This window comes from Haloplanus aerogenes (genome assembly GCF_003856835.1).
In the GTDB taxonomy this organism is placed as follows: domain Archaea; phylum Halobacteriota; class Halobacteria; order Halobacteriales; family Haloferacaceae; genus Haloplanus; species Haloplanus aerogenes.
In genome coordinates this window covers 650,997-668,106 of the sequence record NZ_CP034145.1, presented here as the reverse complement: position 1 = coordinate 668,106, position 17,110 = coordinate 650,997, and the positions used below count along the sequence as shown (strand labels likewise).

The window sequence follows — 17,110 nt, the reverse complement described above, 5'->3', positions numbered from 1 at the left end:
CGATCCCGTCGCCGACTGCAACAGTTTCAGAATCGAAACGGGGGCGCTACCCACCGAGATACAGTTCGGCCACTTCCTCGCTCTCCAGCAACTCCTCGCCGGAGCCCTCGAACTTGTTCTCGCCCATGTCGAGGACGTAGCCCCGATCCGAGACCGAGAGCGCCTTGCGAGCGTTCTGTTCGACCATCAGGATGGCCGTGTCCGTCTCGTCGCGGATCTCGACGAGGCGGTCGAACATGTCGTCGACGAGGTCCGGGGCGAGGCCGGCCGAGGGTTCGTCCACGAGGAGGAGGTCGGGGTCGATCATCAGCGCCGAGGAGAGCGCGAGCATCTGCTGTTGGCCGCCGGACATGGAACTCGCGCGCTGGTTCTGGCGCTCCTCCAGAATGGGGAACCGCTCCCACACGTCCTGGAAGTCGGTCTCGGTCACCTCCGTTTTGATGTACGCCCCCATCTCCAGATTCTCGCGGACGGTGAGGGTCGGAAAGACGTTCTCGCGCTGGGGGACGTAACACATGCCGCGCTCGGTCACCCTGTCGGCCCGGAGGTCGGTGATGTCGTCGCCGTCGAAGGTGACCGACCCCGCCCAGCAGTCGATGAGGCCGTAGATGGCCTTCATCATCGTCGACTTGCCGGCGCCGTTCGGGCCGATGATCGTGACGATCTCCCGCCCCTCCACGTCGAGGTCGACGCCGTGGAGGATCTCCGCGTCGCCGTACCCGGACACCACGTCGCGGGCTTCGAGTAGCGCCATCTACCCCACCCCCAGGTAGGCGTCGATGACGGCCTCGTCGTTTCTGATCTCTTCCGGCGGTCCTTCGACCAGTCGCTTGCCTTCGTTCATCACGATGATCGTATCCGAGAGTTCCATGATCACTTCCATGTCGTGTTCGACGATGCAGAACGTGTACCCCTCGTCGCGGAGCGTCTCGATGCGTTCCATCAGTTTCTGAGTGAGCGAGGGGTTGACGCCCGCGACCGGTTCGTCGAGCAGGATGACGCGCGGTTCGAGCATCAACACCCGGCCCAGTTCGAGAAGTTTGCGCTGGCCGCCGGAGAGGTTGCCCGCGGGTTCGTCGCGGACGTGGTCGATTTCGAGGAGTTCGAGCATCTCCTCGGCGCGTTCGCGCACCCGTCCTTCCTCCTCGTGAACGGCGTCGCGGCGGAACCACGTGTTCGCCAGATTCTCGCCGGCCTGCCCCTGCGGCGCGAGCATCAGGTTCTCCAGCGCCGTCATCTCGCCGAGTTCGCGGGTGAGCTGGAAGGTTCGGACGAGGCCCTCGCGGGCGAGCATGTAGGGCCGGCTGTTGGTGTGGCCGGGGCGGCGCTGGGTCGCCTTCTGCTGGGCGAGGTAGCCGCCGACGCCGACGGCGGTGCCGGCGACGGTGGCACCGAGCGCGGGCAGGGCGGACAGGCCGAGCGGTCCGAGGCCGACGATACCGCCGAGGGCGCCGATGGTGATGCCGCTAGCGCCGCCCCAGATGACCGTCTCGTCGCGGTGGGGGCGCATGATCTCCTGGAGGTTGCGCCCGTCGTACCGGACGGTGCCGCCGTCGGGTTCGTAGAAGCCGCTGATGAGGTTGAACGTCGTCGTCTTACCGGCGCCGTTCGGGCCGATGAGCCCCGTGATCGACCCGCGTTCGATGTCGAAGGTGGCGCCGTCGACGGCGACGATGCCGCCGAAGGTCTTGCGCAGGTCCTCGACTTCGAGGATCGGGTCGCTCATCCGTCCACCTCCTCGCCCGTCGAACCGGTCGTCCCTCCCAGCAAGCCCTCGGGCACGTAGTAGAGCACGAGGAGGAAGAGGACGCCGACGACCACCAGCCTGAACGCCTGAATGTTGACGCGGATGGCTGGCGGGAAGTAGGCGGCCAGTTGCGTCGTCGCCTGCTGGAACGCCCAGAAGATGCCCGCGCCGAGGAGCATCCCCTTGTTGTTGCCGGCGCCGCCGACGAACATGATCAGCAGGGCGATGAACGTCACGCGGGGCGCGAAGGTGGTGAAGGTGAGTCCCTGGGCGTACATGGCCCAGAGCGCGCCAGCGAACCCGCCGAGCGCCGATCCGATGACCATGCTCTGGACCTTGTAGACGAACGGGTCCTTCCCGAGCGACTGCACCACCGTCTCGTCGTTGCGGACGGCGCGGAGGACGCGCCCGAACGGCGACTGGACGGTGAGTTCGAGGACGTAGTACAGGCCGGCGAGAAAGAGGACGAAGCCGGCGAGTTGGAAACGGGAGTAGTCCACTTTGGTCGTCAGCGTCCCGATACCGGCGACATAGTAGTCGATGCCCACGTCGCCGCCGAACTGGAGGACCCAGACGACGTTCTGGAACAGGACGTTGAGCGCGCCGGACACGTCGCCCTGGCCGAGGGGGCCGAGGAGTGGGAGGAGGAAGTACCACAGCGAGACGAACCAGAGCGACCCGACGGCGACGACGGTGAGTTTCACGTCCGCCATCCACGCGACCCGGGTGACGCCGTAGTAGTACGCGGCGACGAGAACGGCGAGCAGACCGAGCGTCACCGCGATCTTGAGGCTGACCGCGTCGAGGACGGGCAGGGGCAGGAGGGCGACGAGCAGACCGGTCCCGAGACCGACGCCGACGCCCCACTCCCGGCGGCCGAGGTCGCCGTAGCGGTGGGCGACGGCGATCAGCGCGACGAACCAGGTGTAGAGGGAGACGAGGACGCCGACGGCTAGGAGGGGATCGAACGCCGCCAGCGCGACGGCGACGACGACGCCCGCGACGGCGCCGGCGCCCGCGGCGACGCTCGACTGCGAGCCGAGGGCGTCAGTCCGGCGGCGGAGGCGCGACAGGCTGAAGGTGGTGAGGGCGTAGACGCGGTCCAGCGGCCACCGCGACCCGTCGCGCAACTGTCCGAGGGCGCCCGTTGCGATGGCCCACACGACGGCGACGATGAGGCCGAACATCGCCGGGCCGACGAGCGTGTCCATCGCCAGCGGGAACAGTCCCTGAAGCGGCGGGCTGTACCCTCGGAGCGCGTCGGGACCGTTCGCCAGCCACGTCTCAGACTGGACGACCCGCTGGAAGATGACGGAGACGCCGAGGACGGTGATGGCGAGGTAGTCCTCGCGTAACCGGATCGTCGGGAGGGCGACGAGGCCGCCGATCAGGCCGGCCAGCAGCGTCGCCGCGAGGATGGCGACGGCCCACGTCCCGATCACGGGCACGTCGCCGAGGCCGACGACGTAGGTGGTGAAGTCGGTCGGGTCGTCGGGGCCGAGGACGAACAGCGCCGCGGTGTAGGCGCCGATGAGGTAGAAGCCCACGTGGCCGAAATCGAGGAGGCCGGTGTGGCCGTACTTGATGTTCAGCCCGAGGGAGAGGATGCCGTAGATGGAGACGAGGAGCATGAACGAGATGACGACGTCGGAGGCCGCCATGCTAGCTCCCCCCCACGAGGCCTTCGGGTTTGATCAGCAGGACGGCCAGGAGGACGACGAACGCGACGGGGATGCGGTAGGTGGCGCTGAGGCCGGGGATGGCGAAGATGCCCACCTCCATCGCGAGGCCGACGACGTAGCTCCCGAGGATGGCGCCGTAGACGCTGATGCCGCCGAGGATGACGCCCGCGAACATGGCGAGCAGGAGGTTGAAGCCGAGGTTGATCGTGATGGAACTGAACAGGAAGCCGAGCATGACGCCGCCGATGGCGGCGAACAGGCCGGATACGATCCAGACGGTCATCATCACTCGTCGGGTGTTGATGCCGCGCACCATCGCCAACTCGCGATTGTCGCTGGTGGCGCGCATGGCCTTCCCGAGCGTCGTCGCCTGCAGGAGGTAGTGGAGGCCGGACATCATGAGGAGCGCGAGGACGATGATCCCCATCCGGAGCGGCGAAGTGCGGATGCGGGTCGCGTAAATCGAGGTGTCGGGGACTGTGCCGCCGGCGCCGCCCCAGAAGACGGCGCCGCCGAGAGCGAGGACGCAGACGCCGCCGAGGGCGGCGGCGAGACGCGGGCCGACGACGCCCGCCGTTCCCCGGCGCCAGCGGTAGGCGCCGTACGCCACCGCCACGACGGCGATGGCGACGACGGCGAGTTCCAGCCACGAGTACCCCATCACGAGCAACTGGTTGGTGGTGCCGCCGCGTGTCTCCTGGATGCTGACGGTGAGGCCGTCGGACGCGACGAAGAAGTCGAAGAACTTCGCGAGCGTCACGTCGAGTTCGCCGCCGAGGAAGGGAACCGTCGTCTCGACGGTGTAGAACCGAATCTCGCCGCCGAAGATGGTCTGGATGCCGAAACGGACGATGAACGCCACCGCCAGCGAGACGATGAGCATCAGGGCGAGTTCCACGTCCTTCTCGCGGAACTTGCGGAAGACGAGCGACTCCAGCAATGGGACGATCGCCCCGAGCAACACGAACGAGAAGAGGAGCGCCGCCTCGAAGGATGGGGCGCCGAGGACGACGCCCGCGCCCACGAGCGCCGCGATGCCCGCGTGGACGCCGAGCGCCGCCGCGTCGGGGACGTCGACGCCCCACCAACTCCCCTTCAACGCGGGGACGCCTCCGAGGTGATAGACGGTCCCGAGGACGCCCGCGGCCGAGAGCGTAAAGAGGACGCCGGCGCCGGCGACACCCACCTGCTGTGGCCCGGTCGAGAGGATATTGAACAGCGGAACCGTGTCCGGTTTGTTGACGAGCAGTGCCGTGTACGCCCCCAGCGTCAACAGGTCGCCGTGTGCGAAGTTCGGAACCTCCGCGATGTCGTACACCAGTGCGAGTCCGGTGGCACCGAGTGCGACGATGCTTCCGGTGACGACGCCCGTCGTGACTGCGTTCAACAAGCCCGTCTCGGGTGCCATGTCTGGGAATGACACACGAGGACTAATATCATTTCGGTTACGTTGGAACGATGATGTAGGTTCCGGCGGCACGTCGTCGCCGCCCCGACGGTGGTACGGGTGCCCCATCTATCACATTGATAATGATGGACGTGTCGTGTGAATTTCGGCGCTCGAAGGTCGAGTCGTCGGGGAAGCCAGCACAGTGTTTCCGTTCCACCCTACGCCACGGTTATATCAGACAATAGATTAATTTGTGGCAAGTTATAACACAACATACGTCATGTCAGAACAGAGCCGACGCAACGTGCTCAGAGGCCTCGGTGCGACAGGTGCGGCGGGACTCGTCTCGCTCGCCGGTTGCTCACAGCAAGAAGGCGACGGCGGCGGTGACGGCGACGGTGGTGACGGTGAGGGTGGTGACGGCGGCGGTGGCGGTGACGACGGCGGCGGCGGCGGCGGTGGCGGCGGCGAAACCATCGCTCTCGGCTCCATCTTCCCGATCACCGGCACGAACAGCGCCTACGGTGGCGGCCACCAGCGAGCGTTCAACCTCGCCGTCGAGGAGATCAACGGCACCGGGGGCGTCCTCGGTGGCCGCCAGATCAACCCGATCAACCGCGACACGGAAGGGAGTCCGTCGCGGGCGGCCCAGAAGTTCCGGACGATGATCAACCAGGAGGGTATCGTCGGCCTCGTCGGCCCCTACTCCAGCGGGATCGGGACGACGCTCGCCCCCATCGCCCGCGACAACCGGGTGATGGAGGTGTCGAACGGCAACACCTCGCCAGCGCTGGCGACCGCCGGTGTCAACGAGAGCAACAACGTCAAATACTACGGCCGGACCTCCCCGAACGACGTACAGCAGGCGCTCGTGATGGCGCGCGTCCTGAACCAGACGCTCGAAGCCGAGTCGGCGTCGTTCCTCTTCGTCGACAACCCCTACGGCCAGGGGCTCGCGGAGGCTGCCAGCGAGAGCTTCAACGGCGAGACGCTGAACATGGTGGCCTACTCCCAGCAGACCAGCGACTACACCTCGACCCTCGACTCGGTGTTCGAGGGCGACCCCGACGCCGTCGGCGCGGTCATGTACCCCGGGAACGGTCGAACCATCCTCCAGCAGTGGAATCAGGGCGGCTACGGCGGCGAGTGGGTCGGCGCCGAGGCCATCCTCTCCCCGCAACTCCTGTCGGACCTCTCCGACATCGTCGAAGGGATGTACATCACGTCGCCCCAGACGGCGAACAGCCAGACGTTCCAGGAGAACATGGGCGGCCAGAGCAACGTCACGCAGTTCGCCCCCCACGCCTACGACGCGACGTACCTCATGGGCTTCGCGATGGAGCGGGCCGGCGAGGCGAGCGGGACGGGTATCGCCCAGAACATCCGGCCCGTCTCCCGGTCCAACGGCGACGAAACCACCGTCTCCGTCGCGGAATTCCAGGCCGGCAAGGACGCCATCGGCAACGGCGAAGCCATCGACTACAACGGCGCGTCCGGATCGGTCGACCTGAACGAGAACCTCGAACCCGTCGTCCCCTACCGCATCCTGCAGGTGCAGAGCGGCGAGGCGCAGGTGGTCGAGGAGGTGCCGCTGTCGTACTTCGAGGGGAAGATCTGACGACCCGGGCACGGCGTTTAACCCGGCGCCCCCCGTAGCGCCGCCATGCGCGCCGAGTTCGAGGACAGTTGGCACCCCTCGACGAAGCTGAACGTCGTCGGAGCGGCGCTGGATTTCACGCGCGTCGACCCGCTCCCCGAGAACGTCGCACGCGACGAGATCGAGGAGTACTGCTACACGCTCGAACAGTTGTACGGCTCCTACATCGAACGGATAGCCGGCGAGACGGTCCTCTCCCAGCGCGAGGCCCAGACCTGGGTGTTGCGCAACCTCGTCCACGAGGGCGCGGATCGGCTCACGTTCGACGCCATCGGCCTCTACGTCTGGGCCATCGGCCGCTCGGCCGACGGCGACCCACTCTCCCGGACCATCGTCGCGGACTACCACGACCGCGCTCGGGAGAAACTCGACGACGCCGAGGCGACGGTGAAGTACACCCAGCCGCCGCCGTACCCCGACGACCTCTTCGACGAGCCGACGATGCTGTGGGTCGAGGGCCGGGTGGCCGAACGCCTCGCCCGCCGGCGCGAGGAGTCGGAGGGCATCAGCGACACGCTCGACCGCCTCCTCGACGAGACGACGGCGGCGGTGCCGCTGGCGACGCTCCTCGACCGCCTCCGCGACGAGCGCGACGCCGTGTACGTCGGCGTCCAGACCGTCCGCCCCGACTGGGACCGCAACCTGCCGCTGTCGGTCCACGTCCCGGAACCGAACGCCGGGGCGACGCCCGTCGCGGACGCCGAGGTGGTCCGCGTCGGTGACCGCACCCTCCCGTTCAGCATCGAAGAACGCGCCGTGGACACGGGCACGGGGTCGATGCTGACGCTGTGGGCGGATGGAGAGGTCGACCCCGAGACGGGCGTCGATCACCTCCGCGAGGCGCTCGCGAGCGTCGAGGCGACGCTCCCCGAACTCGTCGACCGGGCCGAAGCGGCGGGCGCGGCGGCGCTCGCCGTCGGGGATCAGCCAGTGGGCGCCGGCTGTCACCTGCTGGCCGTGGGCGCACCCGACGACCTGTTCTCCCATCTCGACCGTCTCCTCCTCGTCGACCGGACGCTGGCCGTCGAACGGGTGACGACCCCGACGGTCGACGAGTACGATTCGGCCGGGACGACGCTGCTGTGGACGGCGCCCGACGCCGGCCTCGACGAGACGCGAGCCCTGCCCGACGATCCGGTCGAGCGGCGGGATCGGTTGCCGACGGCGGTGCTGCGGACGGGGTAGACCCGGGCGCTTATTGAGTCGACGCTCCTTGCACGGGTATGGACGGCGAGATTAGCACCGACGAGGTGGCAGCGTTGCTCGACAGCGAGGACCGGCCGCGCATCATCGACATCCGGTCGCCGGGCGAGTTCGCCCGCGGCCACATCCCGGGGAGCGAGAACGTCCCCTTCGACCAGTTGCCGAATCGGATCGGGGAGTTCGCCGGCGCCGACCACATCGTCACCGTCTGCCCGCACGGCAAAGCCAGCGTGCAGGCCGCACGGCTCATCGGCTCCTACGAGGGGACGAACGACGCGCGGATCGAGAGCATGGCCGGCGGGCTGGAGGCGTGGGACGGCAACCTGGAGATGGACGCGGAGACGAGCGGCGAGACACCCGAATCCCCGTTCTGAGCGGCTGGCAGGCTGGCGGTGCCGCTGCTCGCGGTGACGAGGACAGATGAAAAACGCTCGACGAGCGGGCGGTTAGATTGCGATCACGCGACGTTGAACCCTTTATCGCGGAGGAAATCCTCCACGCGGCCGAGATGGTTCCCCTGGAGTTCGATCGAGCCGTCCTCGACGGTTCCGCCGCAGGCGAACTTCGACTTCAGGTCCGACGACAGGCTGTCCATGTCGACGTCTTTCGGATCGAACCCTTCGATGATCGTTACCTCCTTCCCGTAACGGCGCTCGTCGATGCGGATATTGATCTCCTGAGACTCTTTGGCCACGTCCTCGCAGACGCAGAGTTCCTCAGGGAGCCCGCACGTCGAGCAGACTTCCGACATTACAGCGTAAAGCTACTGGATGGGGCTATTAAACAGTGTCGGGACGCCCCACCGGATAGCGGTTCGGCAGGCGGTCGGCGACACGTCATAGGGTGTATCGGAAGTCATCATGGATTCTCGCCGGGACGCTCTGGCGAGAATCCATGGTCAGTTACGATACTCCCTATCACCGGGCGAACGGCCGCGTCGGGAGCGTCCGCTCCCGGACGAGTTCGCCCACGGCGTCGGCCGCGGCGTCCGCCTCGGCCCGGTCCACCCCGCCGCCGTACCGGGCGCGTTCGTACGCCCGGAGCACCCGCCTCGCTCGGTCGTCGCTCGTCACGTGCCGGATGTACGCCCGCGGCGTCTCGCTCGGTCGCCGGGGGCGCTCCTGTCGTTCGAGCAGGTAGGCGAGGCGCTCGAACGCCCGCACCGCGTCGGCATCGGGGTCGCGGCGTGGCCCGCGTCGCCGGAGCCACACCGCCCGGATCGCCCGCCTGCCGGCACCCGTGCGACGAACGACCGCGCCCACGCCGACGAGGACGACTCCCCAGAGCGCCAGCGTCTCCGTCGACGGGAGTTCGAACCCGTCGTCGCTCGTCGTCGATGTGGGGTCGGTGTCGCCGATGGCGCCCGGATCGCCGGTGCCCACGGAGGCGTTGCCGGTGGGCGTCGGCGTCGTGTCGGTGTCCGACCCCCCGTCGTCGCCGCCGCCGGTGGGCGTCGGCGTCGGCGTCGACTGTCCGGAGTTCTCGGTGTCGACGCCCGCCTCGCCGCTCTGGCGGGCGTCAGTGATCCGGGCCCGTTCCGCGGATTCACGGGGGTTCGCCGGCGTGGGGTCGAACCGGACCCAGCCCTCGTCCGGAACGTACACCTGCACCCACGCGTGGGAGTCGAGGCCGCGCACCACCCACTCGTCCTCGCCGACGCGTTCGCCGGGGGTGTAGCCCGTGACGAACCGGGCGGGCACACCCTCGGCGCGAAGCATCGTCACCATCGTCGTCGCGAAGTAGGTGCAGTAGCCGGCGTCCATCTCGAAGAGGAAGGCGTCGGCCACGTCGCCCTCGGGGCGCTCGACGGTCAGCGAGTAGCGCTTGCTCGACTCCAGATACGACTCGATGGCGACGGCTTTCTCGTAGGGAGTCTCGGCGTCGGCCGTCACGTTCGCCGCCCGTTCAGCGACGCGGTCGGGCGTCGACGCGGGGAGACGGGTGTACGTCTCGACCACGTCGTCCGGGTAGTCGGTGCCCGCCGACTGGAGTTCGGCCGGCGGGGCGTCGGGCACCCGACTCGTCACGGTGTACGACTCGCCGGCGTCGATGGTCGTCGCCGGACGGAGCGTTCCCTGCGGCGTGACACGAATGCGCGAGTTCGGAAGGCCCTCGACGGCCGTCGGACGCCACGCTGCCGGCATCGCCCCCAGTTCCGTCTCGGCCGTGACGGTCTGCTGGAGTTCGCGCCCACCGCCCGGTGGCTGGCCCAACCGTCCGACGTACGGGTCGGTATCGCCCGTGCGGACCCACCCCGACCCGGTGTAGCGGTCGTACGTCGCCGTCGCCCAGTACGCCTCCCCGGAGCTCTCGACGGTGAACTGCACCTGCGGCGAGAGGCGAATCGTCCCGACGACCTGAACGTTGTCGCCCGAATCGACGAAGCTGGTCACGCCGGTTGGCGAGGTACGGTCGGGGAGGACGGGCCCCGCCCGCGTCGGCGCCGCCAGCGACAGCGTCGACGCCGCGACGACCATCACCACGAAGAGGATGACGAGCGTGTCGACCTGCGCCGCCGTCCCGCCGTAGCGATCCAGCGTACCGAACCCGACGACGCCCGCCGCGCCGACGACGCCCGCGAGCGTCGTGAGCGTCCCCGCGTCGCCGGTGAGGACGAGGAGGGAGAGCGCCGCCCCGCCGACGACGACGCTCCCGACGTACCGCCGGCGGACGGCCAGATACCACGAGAGGAAGACGGGGGTGGGCGCGACCGACAGCGCCCAGACGTTCGCCTGCGTCAGTCGGAGCACCGACAGCCCGGTGAGCAGGGCCACGGTGTCGGTGAGGACGCGAGCGGGCGAGAGGAGCGCGCGCTGACTCGCCGGCACCGAGAGGAAGTAGACCACGACGCCGCCGCCGACGAACAGGCAGGTGAGAAAGAGCGCCGTCCGCACCCGGAGAATACGCCCGACGACGACGGCGAGGGTCGCACAGCCGATCAGGACCACCAGCATGAGCCGCGCCCCGCCGACCACGTCGGTCACGTGATAGAGGATGCTCCCGTACGAGGCGGTCAGGACGACGAGTGCGGCGAACGCGACGAGGCGGAAATCCGGCTGGATCGGGAGAACCCCCGACCGGTCCGCGGTGTCGACGCTCACGCCGACACCTCCACGGCGCGGTCGGTGTCGACCGGCACGCCACCGTCACTCTCGTCGTCACTCCCGCTCGCCACCGACCGCCGACGCTCCGGATCGAACGGTAGTGACGCGCCGTCGATACGGACCGTCGTCCCGTCGGCGGCCGCGCGGACGATCACGTCGGCGTCGCGGTCGGGGACCGCCCCGTCGCCGACGCGGGCGAGGTGGGCGAGCAGGCGGCCGGTCTCACCCGGCGCCAGCGTCACTCGGCCGCTCGGCGTCGTGAGCACCACACCCGCCCCCTCCGCGAGGAGGGTGTAGCCGACGGTGGCGGCCGCCTCGGCCATCCGGTCGGCGCGGCCGGCCTCGGCGCTCGCCGCCACCGTCACCGTCGGTCCGTCCCCGTCGTCGACGAACTCCTGCACGACGAGGTCGTCCCGCTTGGCGCTCGATTTCCAGTGTACGTCGCGGAGGGAGTCGCTCCGGGTGTACTCCCGGAGGTGGTCGAAGGCGCCACGTTCCGCGGTGTCCGCAGGGGTCGAGAGGCCGCGCAGGCGCTCCGCCACCGCGGGCGAGGGGTCGAAGACGCGCGGATACACCACCACCGAGTCACGCCCCGCCGTGACGAACTCGCGTCGGGCCAGCCCGAGCACGTCCCGTGCGTGAACGACCGCGGGGCCGAGGTCGTGGACGCCGCGCTCGCGGTAAGTCACGTCGTAGGTTAGGGGCTCGCCGCCGACGAGGACCGTCCCGCGCGCGTCGCCGTCGAGCCCCGGCGGGAGGCGGTCGCGGACGGTTGCCGTGGCGGACGTGTCGGCGTCGACGGCGAGCGAGACGGTCCCCGTCGTGCCCGGATCGCCGGCCGGTGGCGTCCCGCGGGTTACCGTCGGCGCGTCGAGGAGGAGGAGCTGGACGACGGCACCACCGAGCGCGACGACGGCCGGCAGGATCATCGCGTCGAGCGACCGGGAACCGAACGTCGTGCTCATGCCCGCGGCGACGGCGACGATCAGGACGACGGCGAACCCCCGTCGAGTCGGGCGAATGCGGCGCATCTCACTCGACCGGAACCGATTCGAGCGCGGCGTCGACGACGGCCTCGCCCGGTCGGTCGGCGTCGATGCGATGGCTCCAGACGCTCGGTGCCTCGGTCTGTACGTCGTCCGGGATGACGTAGTCGCGGCCGTCGAGGATGGCCCGCGCCTGCGCGGCGCGAACGAGTGCGATAGCACCACGCGGACTGACGCCGAGCGTGGCGTTGTTCCGGGTGTGTGTCGCCAGCCGCGAGACGTAGCGGCGGACGGGTTCGCTCAGCGTGACGTTCGCGACCGTCGCGCGGGCGCCGCGCAGGTCGTCGAGCGTCGCCACGGGTTCCAGCGAGTCGATGGGGTGGTCGCCCGCGACGCGCTGGAGGAGCGCCGTCTCCTCGTCCTCGCTCGGGTAGCCCAAGCGGAGTTTCTTCATGAACCGGTCGATTTCGGCCATCGGTAGGTCGTAGGTGCGGCCGGGCTCAACGTCGTTCTGTGTCGCGATGACGGTGAACGGGTTCGGGAGCGTGCGCGTTTCGCCGTCGACCGTCACCTGTTCTTCGGCCATCGCCTCCAGCAGGGCAGCCTGTGTCTTCGGCGGCGCGCGGTTGATCTCGTCGCCGAGGACGACGTTGGCGAAGACGGGGCCGGGGCGGAACTCGAACTCCCGGGTCTTCTGGTTGAACACGTTGACGCCGGTCACGTCCGAGGGGAGGAGGTCGGGCGTGAACTGGACGCGCTTGAACGAGCAATCGACGGAGGTGGCGACGGCGCGACCGAGGACGGTCTTGCCGACGCCGGGCACGTCCTCTAACAGGAGGTGCCCGCGCGCGAGCATCGCCACGAGGATGTGTTCGATGGCGTCGTGCTGGCCGACGATCACCTCCTCGACGTTCTCGATGATGCGGTCGGTGAGCGTCGCGGCCGCCGACACCGACAGCGGGTCGTGGCCGGCTACGTCGTCGGATTCCGGTTTCGGGGTCCCTGCGTCCGTCATGGATAGGAGTCGGGCCGACGGCAATTCCCGGTCGTCCGGGCGACCGACCGACGGCGAGTTGCCGTGTCTAACGTCCCGACGCACCTATACTTTCGGCCAGTCGATGCCGTGACCGACCGCCGACTTTTACCCCGCGCTCACGTACGCTATTACGTGTCTCGGAATCGAAGCGGAGGCGTGATCGTATGACCGACGAACCGGAGGGGCGCGACAGACCATCGCCGGGGCGCGTCACCAACGTAACCAACCGGTTCATCCACGCGGCCGAACTCGTCGCCGCCGCGGTGTTCGCGCTACTGTTCGCCATCGGCGTCGTCGACCTCATCATCCAGATCGTACAGGCGGTCCAGAGCGGTCGGATCACCGACCCGCTCGTCGTCATCGGCTTCATCGACACCGGCCTCCTCCTGCTCATCATCGTCGAGGTGTACGAGACGGTCATCGCGTACACCGAGGAGAGCGAAACGAGACGGATCGTCCGGCTGGTCATCTACACCGGCGTCATCGCGATGGTTCGAAAGACGATCATCTTCCGGACCGGCGAGTACGCGACCACACAGGACGCCCTGTTGGCCGCGGTGGCGTACACCACCCTCATCCTCGGACTGGGCGGACTGCTCCTCGTCGAACGGGGCCACGGGAAGAAACTCATGAGCTGACGCCAGCATATTTTGTGTTCGTGGCCGTACGTCCGGACGTGCCTACCGACCCCGCACGCCCCCGTCCGTCGGAGGGCGAATCGACCACGGTCGAGACTAACGGCGTTCGCCTCCACGTCGTCCGCCTCGGCCCCGACGACGGCCCGCCGGTCGTCCTGCTTCACGGCTTCCCCGAGTTCTGGTACGGCTGGCTCCCCGTCGCCCGGAATCTCGCCGACGCTGGCTACCGCGTCCTCGTTCCCGACCAGCGTGGGTACAACGAGAGCACGAAGCCCGCCGGCGTCGGCGCGTACCGCCTGCCGACGCTCGCGGCCGATGTAGCGGGGCTGATCGAAGCGACGGGCCACGACGCGGCGCACGTCGTCGGCCACGACTGGGGCGCCGCCGTGGCGTGGTGGCTGGCGCTCGACCACCCCGAGCGCGTGACGACGCTGACGGCGGTGAACGTTCCGCACCCGACCGTCATGCAGCGGACGCTCCGTCGGTCGTGGGACCAGCGGCGACGGAGCTGGTACATGGGCTTCTTTCAACTGCCGCGCCTGCCCGAACGCGTCGCCCGCGCCGGCAACTGGCGGCTGTTCGAGCGGACGATGCGCGAATCGAGCCGACCGGGGACGTTCGACGCCGAGGATTTCGAGCGCTACCGGGCGGCGTGGGAGAAGCCCGGCGCAATCGGGGGAATGGTGAACTGGTACCGGGCCGCGGCGCGGTATCGCCTGCCGGATCGGACGGCACCGGTCGATCCGCCGACGCTCGTTCTCTGGGGCACGGGCGACGAGTTCCTGCGCACGGAGATGGCGCGGGAGAGCGTCGCCTACTGTCGGGACGGCCGAGCGATACTGATCGACGACGGCACCCACTGGGTCCACCACGAACACCCGGACCGGGTGGCCGTCCACCTGCGCGAGGCGTTCGAACGCGGACCGATGCCCTGAAATCTGCCCGCCCGCTGCGATCACCGTGGGCCTCGTATCGCGACTCGCCGGCGACGACGCGGACGTGTTGGCCGACCCGCGCTTTCGGGTGATCCTGCTCGGGAGCGTCGTCTCTCCGATGGGGTCGTCGCTCGTCTCGCCGCTCCTCGACTCGCTCGTCGGCGTCTACGGCGTGAGCGAGGCGCGTATCGGCCTCGTGATGGCCGCCTTCACTGCGCCCGCCATCGTCGCCATCCCGCTGGTCGGGCTGGTGTCGGATCGCTACGGGCGCAAACCCGTCCTCACGGTGGGGTTGGCCATCTTCGGCGCCGCGGGCGCTGCGCTCGCCTTCACCACCGACTTCCGGGCCGTCGTCGCGCTCCGGCTCCTGCAAGGCGTCGGGTTCACTGGCATCGCACCGGTGCTCATCGCCGCCACGGGCGACCTCTTTACGGGTGACCGGGAGGCGACCGCACAGGGCCTTCGCTTCACGACCGTCGGTCTCTCGCTCGCCCTCTTTCCCGCCCTCGCAGGCCTCCTCGTCGCGCTCGCCTGGCAGTTCCCCTTCGCCCTCTTCGCGCTCGGCATCCCGGCGGCGCTCGTCGTCCACCTGTGGTTCGAGGAACCCGAGACGGCCGACGCGGACGGTGGCCTCGACTGGCACCGACTGGCCGCCGTCCTCCGCAGACCGCGCATCGCGCTCGTGTTGCTCGGGCGACCCGTCCCCTCCGTCCTCTGGTTCGGCTTCCTGACCTACAACTCCATCGTCGTCGTTCGATTTCTGGACGGAACGCCCGGGGCGGCCGGCGCCCTCGTCGGCGTCGCCAGCGTGGCGAGTTCGGTCGGCGGCACGCAGGTGGGCCGCCTGACGGCCGCCTTCGAGACGCGTCGGGTTCCCCTCCTCGTCGGGACGGCCGCCTCGGGACTCGGCCTCGGCGGCATCGCCCTCGCACCGTCGCTCGCGGTGGCGGGCGTCGGCGCCGTCGTCATCGGTGCCGGCTTCGGTATCGTGTTGACGCTCTACCGGAGCACCATCTCGACGCTCGCGCCGGATGGACTCCGGGGCTCGCTCGTCAGCGTCGGCGAGTCCGCTGGCCGGCTCGGCAGTACGCTCACCCCTATCGTCATGGGCGCCGCCGTCGCCGTCGCGACGCCGCGCTACGGCTTCGAGGCTGCGGTCCGGGGGACGCTCCTCGCCGTCGTCGGCGGGGCTGTCGCCGTCGGCGTCGTCGCCATCGTCCTCGCGGACCGGCGGGCGACGCTGGCCGACTGAGACCGGCGAGGATCGCCGGTTCGTTCGCCACGCCTTTCACCCGCGGGCGGCGAGCGACGGTATGCCACGCCTCGGAAAGATCGACCGGGAGTTCTTCGAGACGTACGTCCGCCCGCGACTGGGCGCCGGCCGCGACGACGTGCGTCTCGGCCCGACGCCCGGCGTCGACTTCGGCCTCCTCGACGTGGGCGGTCGCGCCGTCGCCATCGCCACCGACCCCGTCTCCGTCCTCCCCGCGCTCGGCTTCGAGCGCGCCGGCCGCTTCGCACTCGACGTCGTCCTCGCGGACGTGGCGGTCAGCGGCCTGCCACCCTCGCATCTCGCCGTCTCCTTCTCGCTGCCACCGGAGATGGAGGACGACGAGTTCGCGGCGGTGTGGGAGGGGTTGCACGCCGAAGCCGCCGATCTGGGCGTGAGCGTCGTCACCGGTCACACCGCCCGCTACGAGGGGTGTTCGTTCCCGTGGGTGGGTGGCGCGACGGCGCTCGCCGTGGGCGACCCCGCGGACGTGATCCGGCCCGACGGTGCCCGCCCCGGCGACGACCTGCTGGTGACGAACGGGCCGGCCGTCGAGACGACGGGCCTGTTGACGACGCTCTTTCCCGACCGGACCGACCTCGACGCCGACACCCTCCGGACCGCACAGGCCCGCCTCGACGAGGCGAGTTGCGTCCGCGACGCGATGACGGCAGCGGCCGCGGGGCCGGTAAGGGCGATGCACGACGCCACCGAGGGCGGCCTCTACGGCGCGTTCGTCGAGATGGCGACCGGCGCGGGCGTCCGGTTCGAGGTGGAGCAGGATCGGGTGCCGATGCGCCCCGGCGTCGCGGCGACGTGTTCGGCTCTCGACATCGACCCGTGGACCGCCACGGCATCGGGGACGCTCGTACTGACGGTCGATCCGGCGGGGACCGACGCGGTACTGTCGGCACTCGAGGATCGGGGCACAGCGGTTGCTCGCGTCGGCCGCGTCACCGAGGGCGAGGGCGTCGTCGTCGACGGCGAGCGAATCGAGGCGCCCGACGTGGATGCGGCGTGGGCGGCCTACTCCGAACTCTCGACCTGAATCGGCATCTCGGTGAAGCCAGCGCCGGTGTAGCGGTAGGCGCGGAGCGAGTCTGGCGGCGAGACGATGAGATAGACGTAGCCCTCCCACGTCGCGCGGGCGCGGTCCGTCGCGCTCGGCACCGGTTCGCTCTCGGGATGGGAGTGATAGAAGCCGACGGCGTCACCGCGTGCGTCCTCGATCCGGTCGATGGCGTCCATCGTCGCCGCGGGGTCGAGTTCGTACTCGGTGCGGGGATGGCCGGCGACGTTCGGGACGCGCCGGGCACCGGTCACGCGGTCCGGGGGGCCGCGTTCGCCGGCGAGGACGCCACAGATCTCTTCCGGTGGCTCCCGGTCGGCCCCTTCCCGGGCGTGGTCGAGGAGGGCGTCACGGACCCCGGCGGCGAGACGAAGCGTGTCGTCGGAAGTCACG

At 69.5% G+C, this 17,110-nt stretch carries 16 protein-coding genes; 7 read left to right on the top strand and 9 right to left on the bottom strand.

The window, feature by feature from the left end; translation table 11 throughout:
• Positions 1–46 precede the first annotated feature (46 nt).
• Genes DU502_RS03495 through DU502_RS03480 form a run of 4 tightly spaced genes read right to left on the bottom strand, consistent with a single transcriptional unit; the run spans position 47 to position 4,837 of the window.
• Positions 47–754: an ABC transporter ATP-binding protein gene (locus DU502_RS03495; RefSeq protein ID WP_121919758.1), complete on the bottom strand. Its 708-nt coding sequence runs from the start codon at positions 752–754 to the stop codon at positions 47–49.
• Positions 755–1,726: an ABC transporter ATP-binding protein gene (locus DU502_RS03490; protein WP_121919759.1), complete on the bottom strand. Its 972-nt coding sequence runs from the start codon at positions 1,724–1,726 to the stop codon at positions 755–757.
• A complete protein-coding gene (locus tag DU502_RS03485; protein ID WP_121919760.1) occupies positions 1,723–3,408 on the bottom strand; it encodes a branched-chain amino acid ABC transporter permease in 1,686 nt (561 codons plus the stop codon). Before DU502_RS03485 ends, DU502_RS03490 begins: the two co-directional genes overlap by 4 nt.
• Before the next feature lies 1 nt (position 3,409).
• Positions 3,410–4,837: a branched-chain amino acid ABC transporter permease gene (locus DU502_RS03480; RefSeq protein WP_121919761.1), complete on the bottom strand. Its 1,428-nt coding sequence runs from the start codon at positions 4,835–4,837 to the stop codon at positions 3,410–3,412.
• A gap of 262 nt (positions 4,838–5,099) precedes the next feature.
• On the opposite strand from DU502_RS03480, the gene DU502_RS03475 reads away from it, so the two are divergent.
• The 3 genes from DU502_RS03475 to DU502_RS03465 are packed head-to-tail and all read left to right on the top strand — an operon-like array spanning position 5,100 to position 8,053.
• Entirely contained in the window at positions 5,100–6,437 is a 1,338-nt protein-coding gene (locus DU502_RS03475) for an ABC transporter substrate-binding protein (RefSeq protein WP_121919762.1), read from the top strand.
• 45 nt (positions 6,438–6,482) lie between these two features.
• Complete coding sequence (locus DU502_RS03470; RefSeq protein WP_121919763.1) at positions 6,483–7,661, top strand: hypothetical protein; 1,179 nt, start codon at positions 6,483–6,485, stop codon at positions 7,659–7,661.
• Between the two features lie 38 nt (positions 7,662–7,699).
• Positions 7,700–8,053: a rhodanese-like domain-containing protein gene (locus DU502_RS03465; RefSeq protein WP_121919764.1), complete on the top strand. Its 354-nt coding sequence runs from the start codon at positions 7,700–7,702 to the stop codon at positions 8,051–8,053.
• Between the two features lie 83 nt (positions 8,054–8,136).
• Here DU502_RS03465 and yciH read toward each other — a convergent pair whose 3' ends face one another.
• The 4 genes from yciH to DU502_RS03445 form a co-directional block, all read right to left on the bottom strand.
• Complete coding sequence (gene yciH, locus DU502_RS03460) at positions 8,137–8,430, bottom strand: stress response translation initiation inhibitor YciH (protein WP_049935096.1); 294 nt, start codon at positions 8,428–8,430, stop codon at positions 8,137–8,139.
• A gap of 166 nt (positions 8,431–8,596) precedes the next feature.
• Positions 8,597–10,780, bottom strand: coding sequence for a transglutaminase TgpA family protein (locus tag DU502_RS03455; RefSeq protein ID WP_121919765.1), 2,184 nt, complete (start codon positions 10,778–10,780; stop codon positions 8,597–8,599).
• Positions 10,777–11,814, bottom strand: a complete 1,038-nt coding sequence (locus DU502_RS03450) for a DUF58 domain-containing protein (protein WP_121919766.1) — start codon at positions 11,812–11,814, stop codon at positions 10,777–10,779. The genes DU502_RS03455 and DU502_RS03450 overlap by 4 nt, the downstream gene beginning before the upstream one ends.
• A 1-nt stretch (position 11,815) precedes the next feature.
• A complete protein-coding gene (locus DU502_RS03445) occupies positions 11,816–12,784 on the bottom strand; it encodes an AAA family ATPase (protein ID WP_121919767.1) in 969 nt (322 codons plus the stop codon).
• Between the two features lie 185 nt (positions 12,785–12,969).
• Between DU502_RS03445 and DU502_RS03440 the strand changes: the two genes are divergently transcribed.
• The 4 genes from DU502_RS03440 to DU502_RS03425 all read left to right on the top strand — a co-directional run bounded on the left by DU502_RS03440 (position 12,970) and on the right by DU502_RS03425 (position 16,696).
• Entirely contained in the window at positions 12,970–13,443 is a 474-nt protein-coding gene (locus DU502_RS03440) for a phosphate-starvation-inducible PsiE family protein (protein WP_121919768.1), read from the top strand.
• 20 nt (positions 13,444–13,463) lie between these two features.
• Positions 13,464–14,378, top strand: coding sequence for an alpha/beta fold hydrolase (locus tag DU502_RS03435; protein ID WP_394338922.1), 915 nt, complete (start codon positions 13,464–13,466; stop codon positions 14,376–14,378).
• Positions 14,379–14,403: 25 nt separating this feature from the next.
• Positions 14,404–15,630, top strand: coding sequence for an MFS transporter (locus tag DU502_RS03430; protein WP_158601145.1), 1,227 nt, complete (start codon positions 14,404–14,406; stop codon positions 15,628–15,630).
• A gap of 61 nt (positions 15,631–15,691) precedes the next feature.
• Entirely contained in the window at positions 15,692–16,696 is a 1,005-nt protein-coding gene (locus DU502_RS03425) for an AIR synthase family protein (protein WP_121919771.1), read from the top strand.
• Here DU502_RS03425 and DU502_RS03420 read toward each other — a convergent pair.
• On the bottom strand, positions 16,675–17,109 hold the full coding sequence (locus DU502_RS03420; RefSeq protein WP_121919772.1) for a desampylase: 435 nt from the start codon (positions 17,107–17,109) through the stop codon (positions 16,675–16,677). The genes DU502_RS03425 and DU502_RS03420 overlap by 22 nt on opposite strands.
• Position 17,110: the final 1 nt, after the last annotated feature.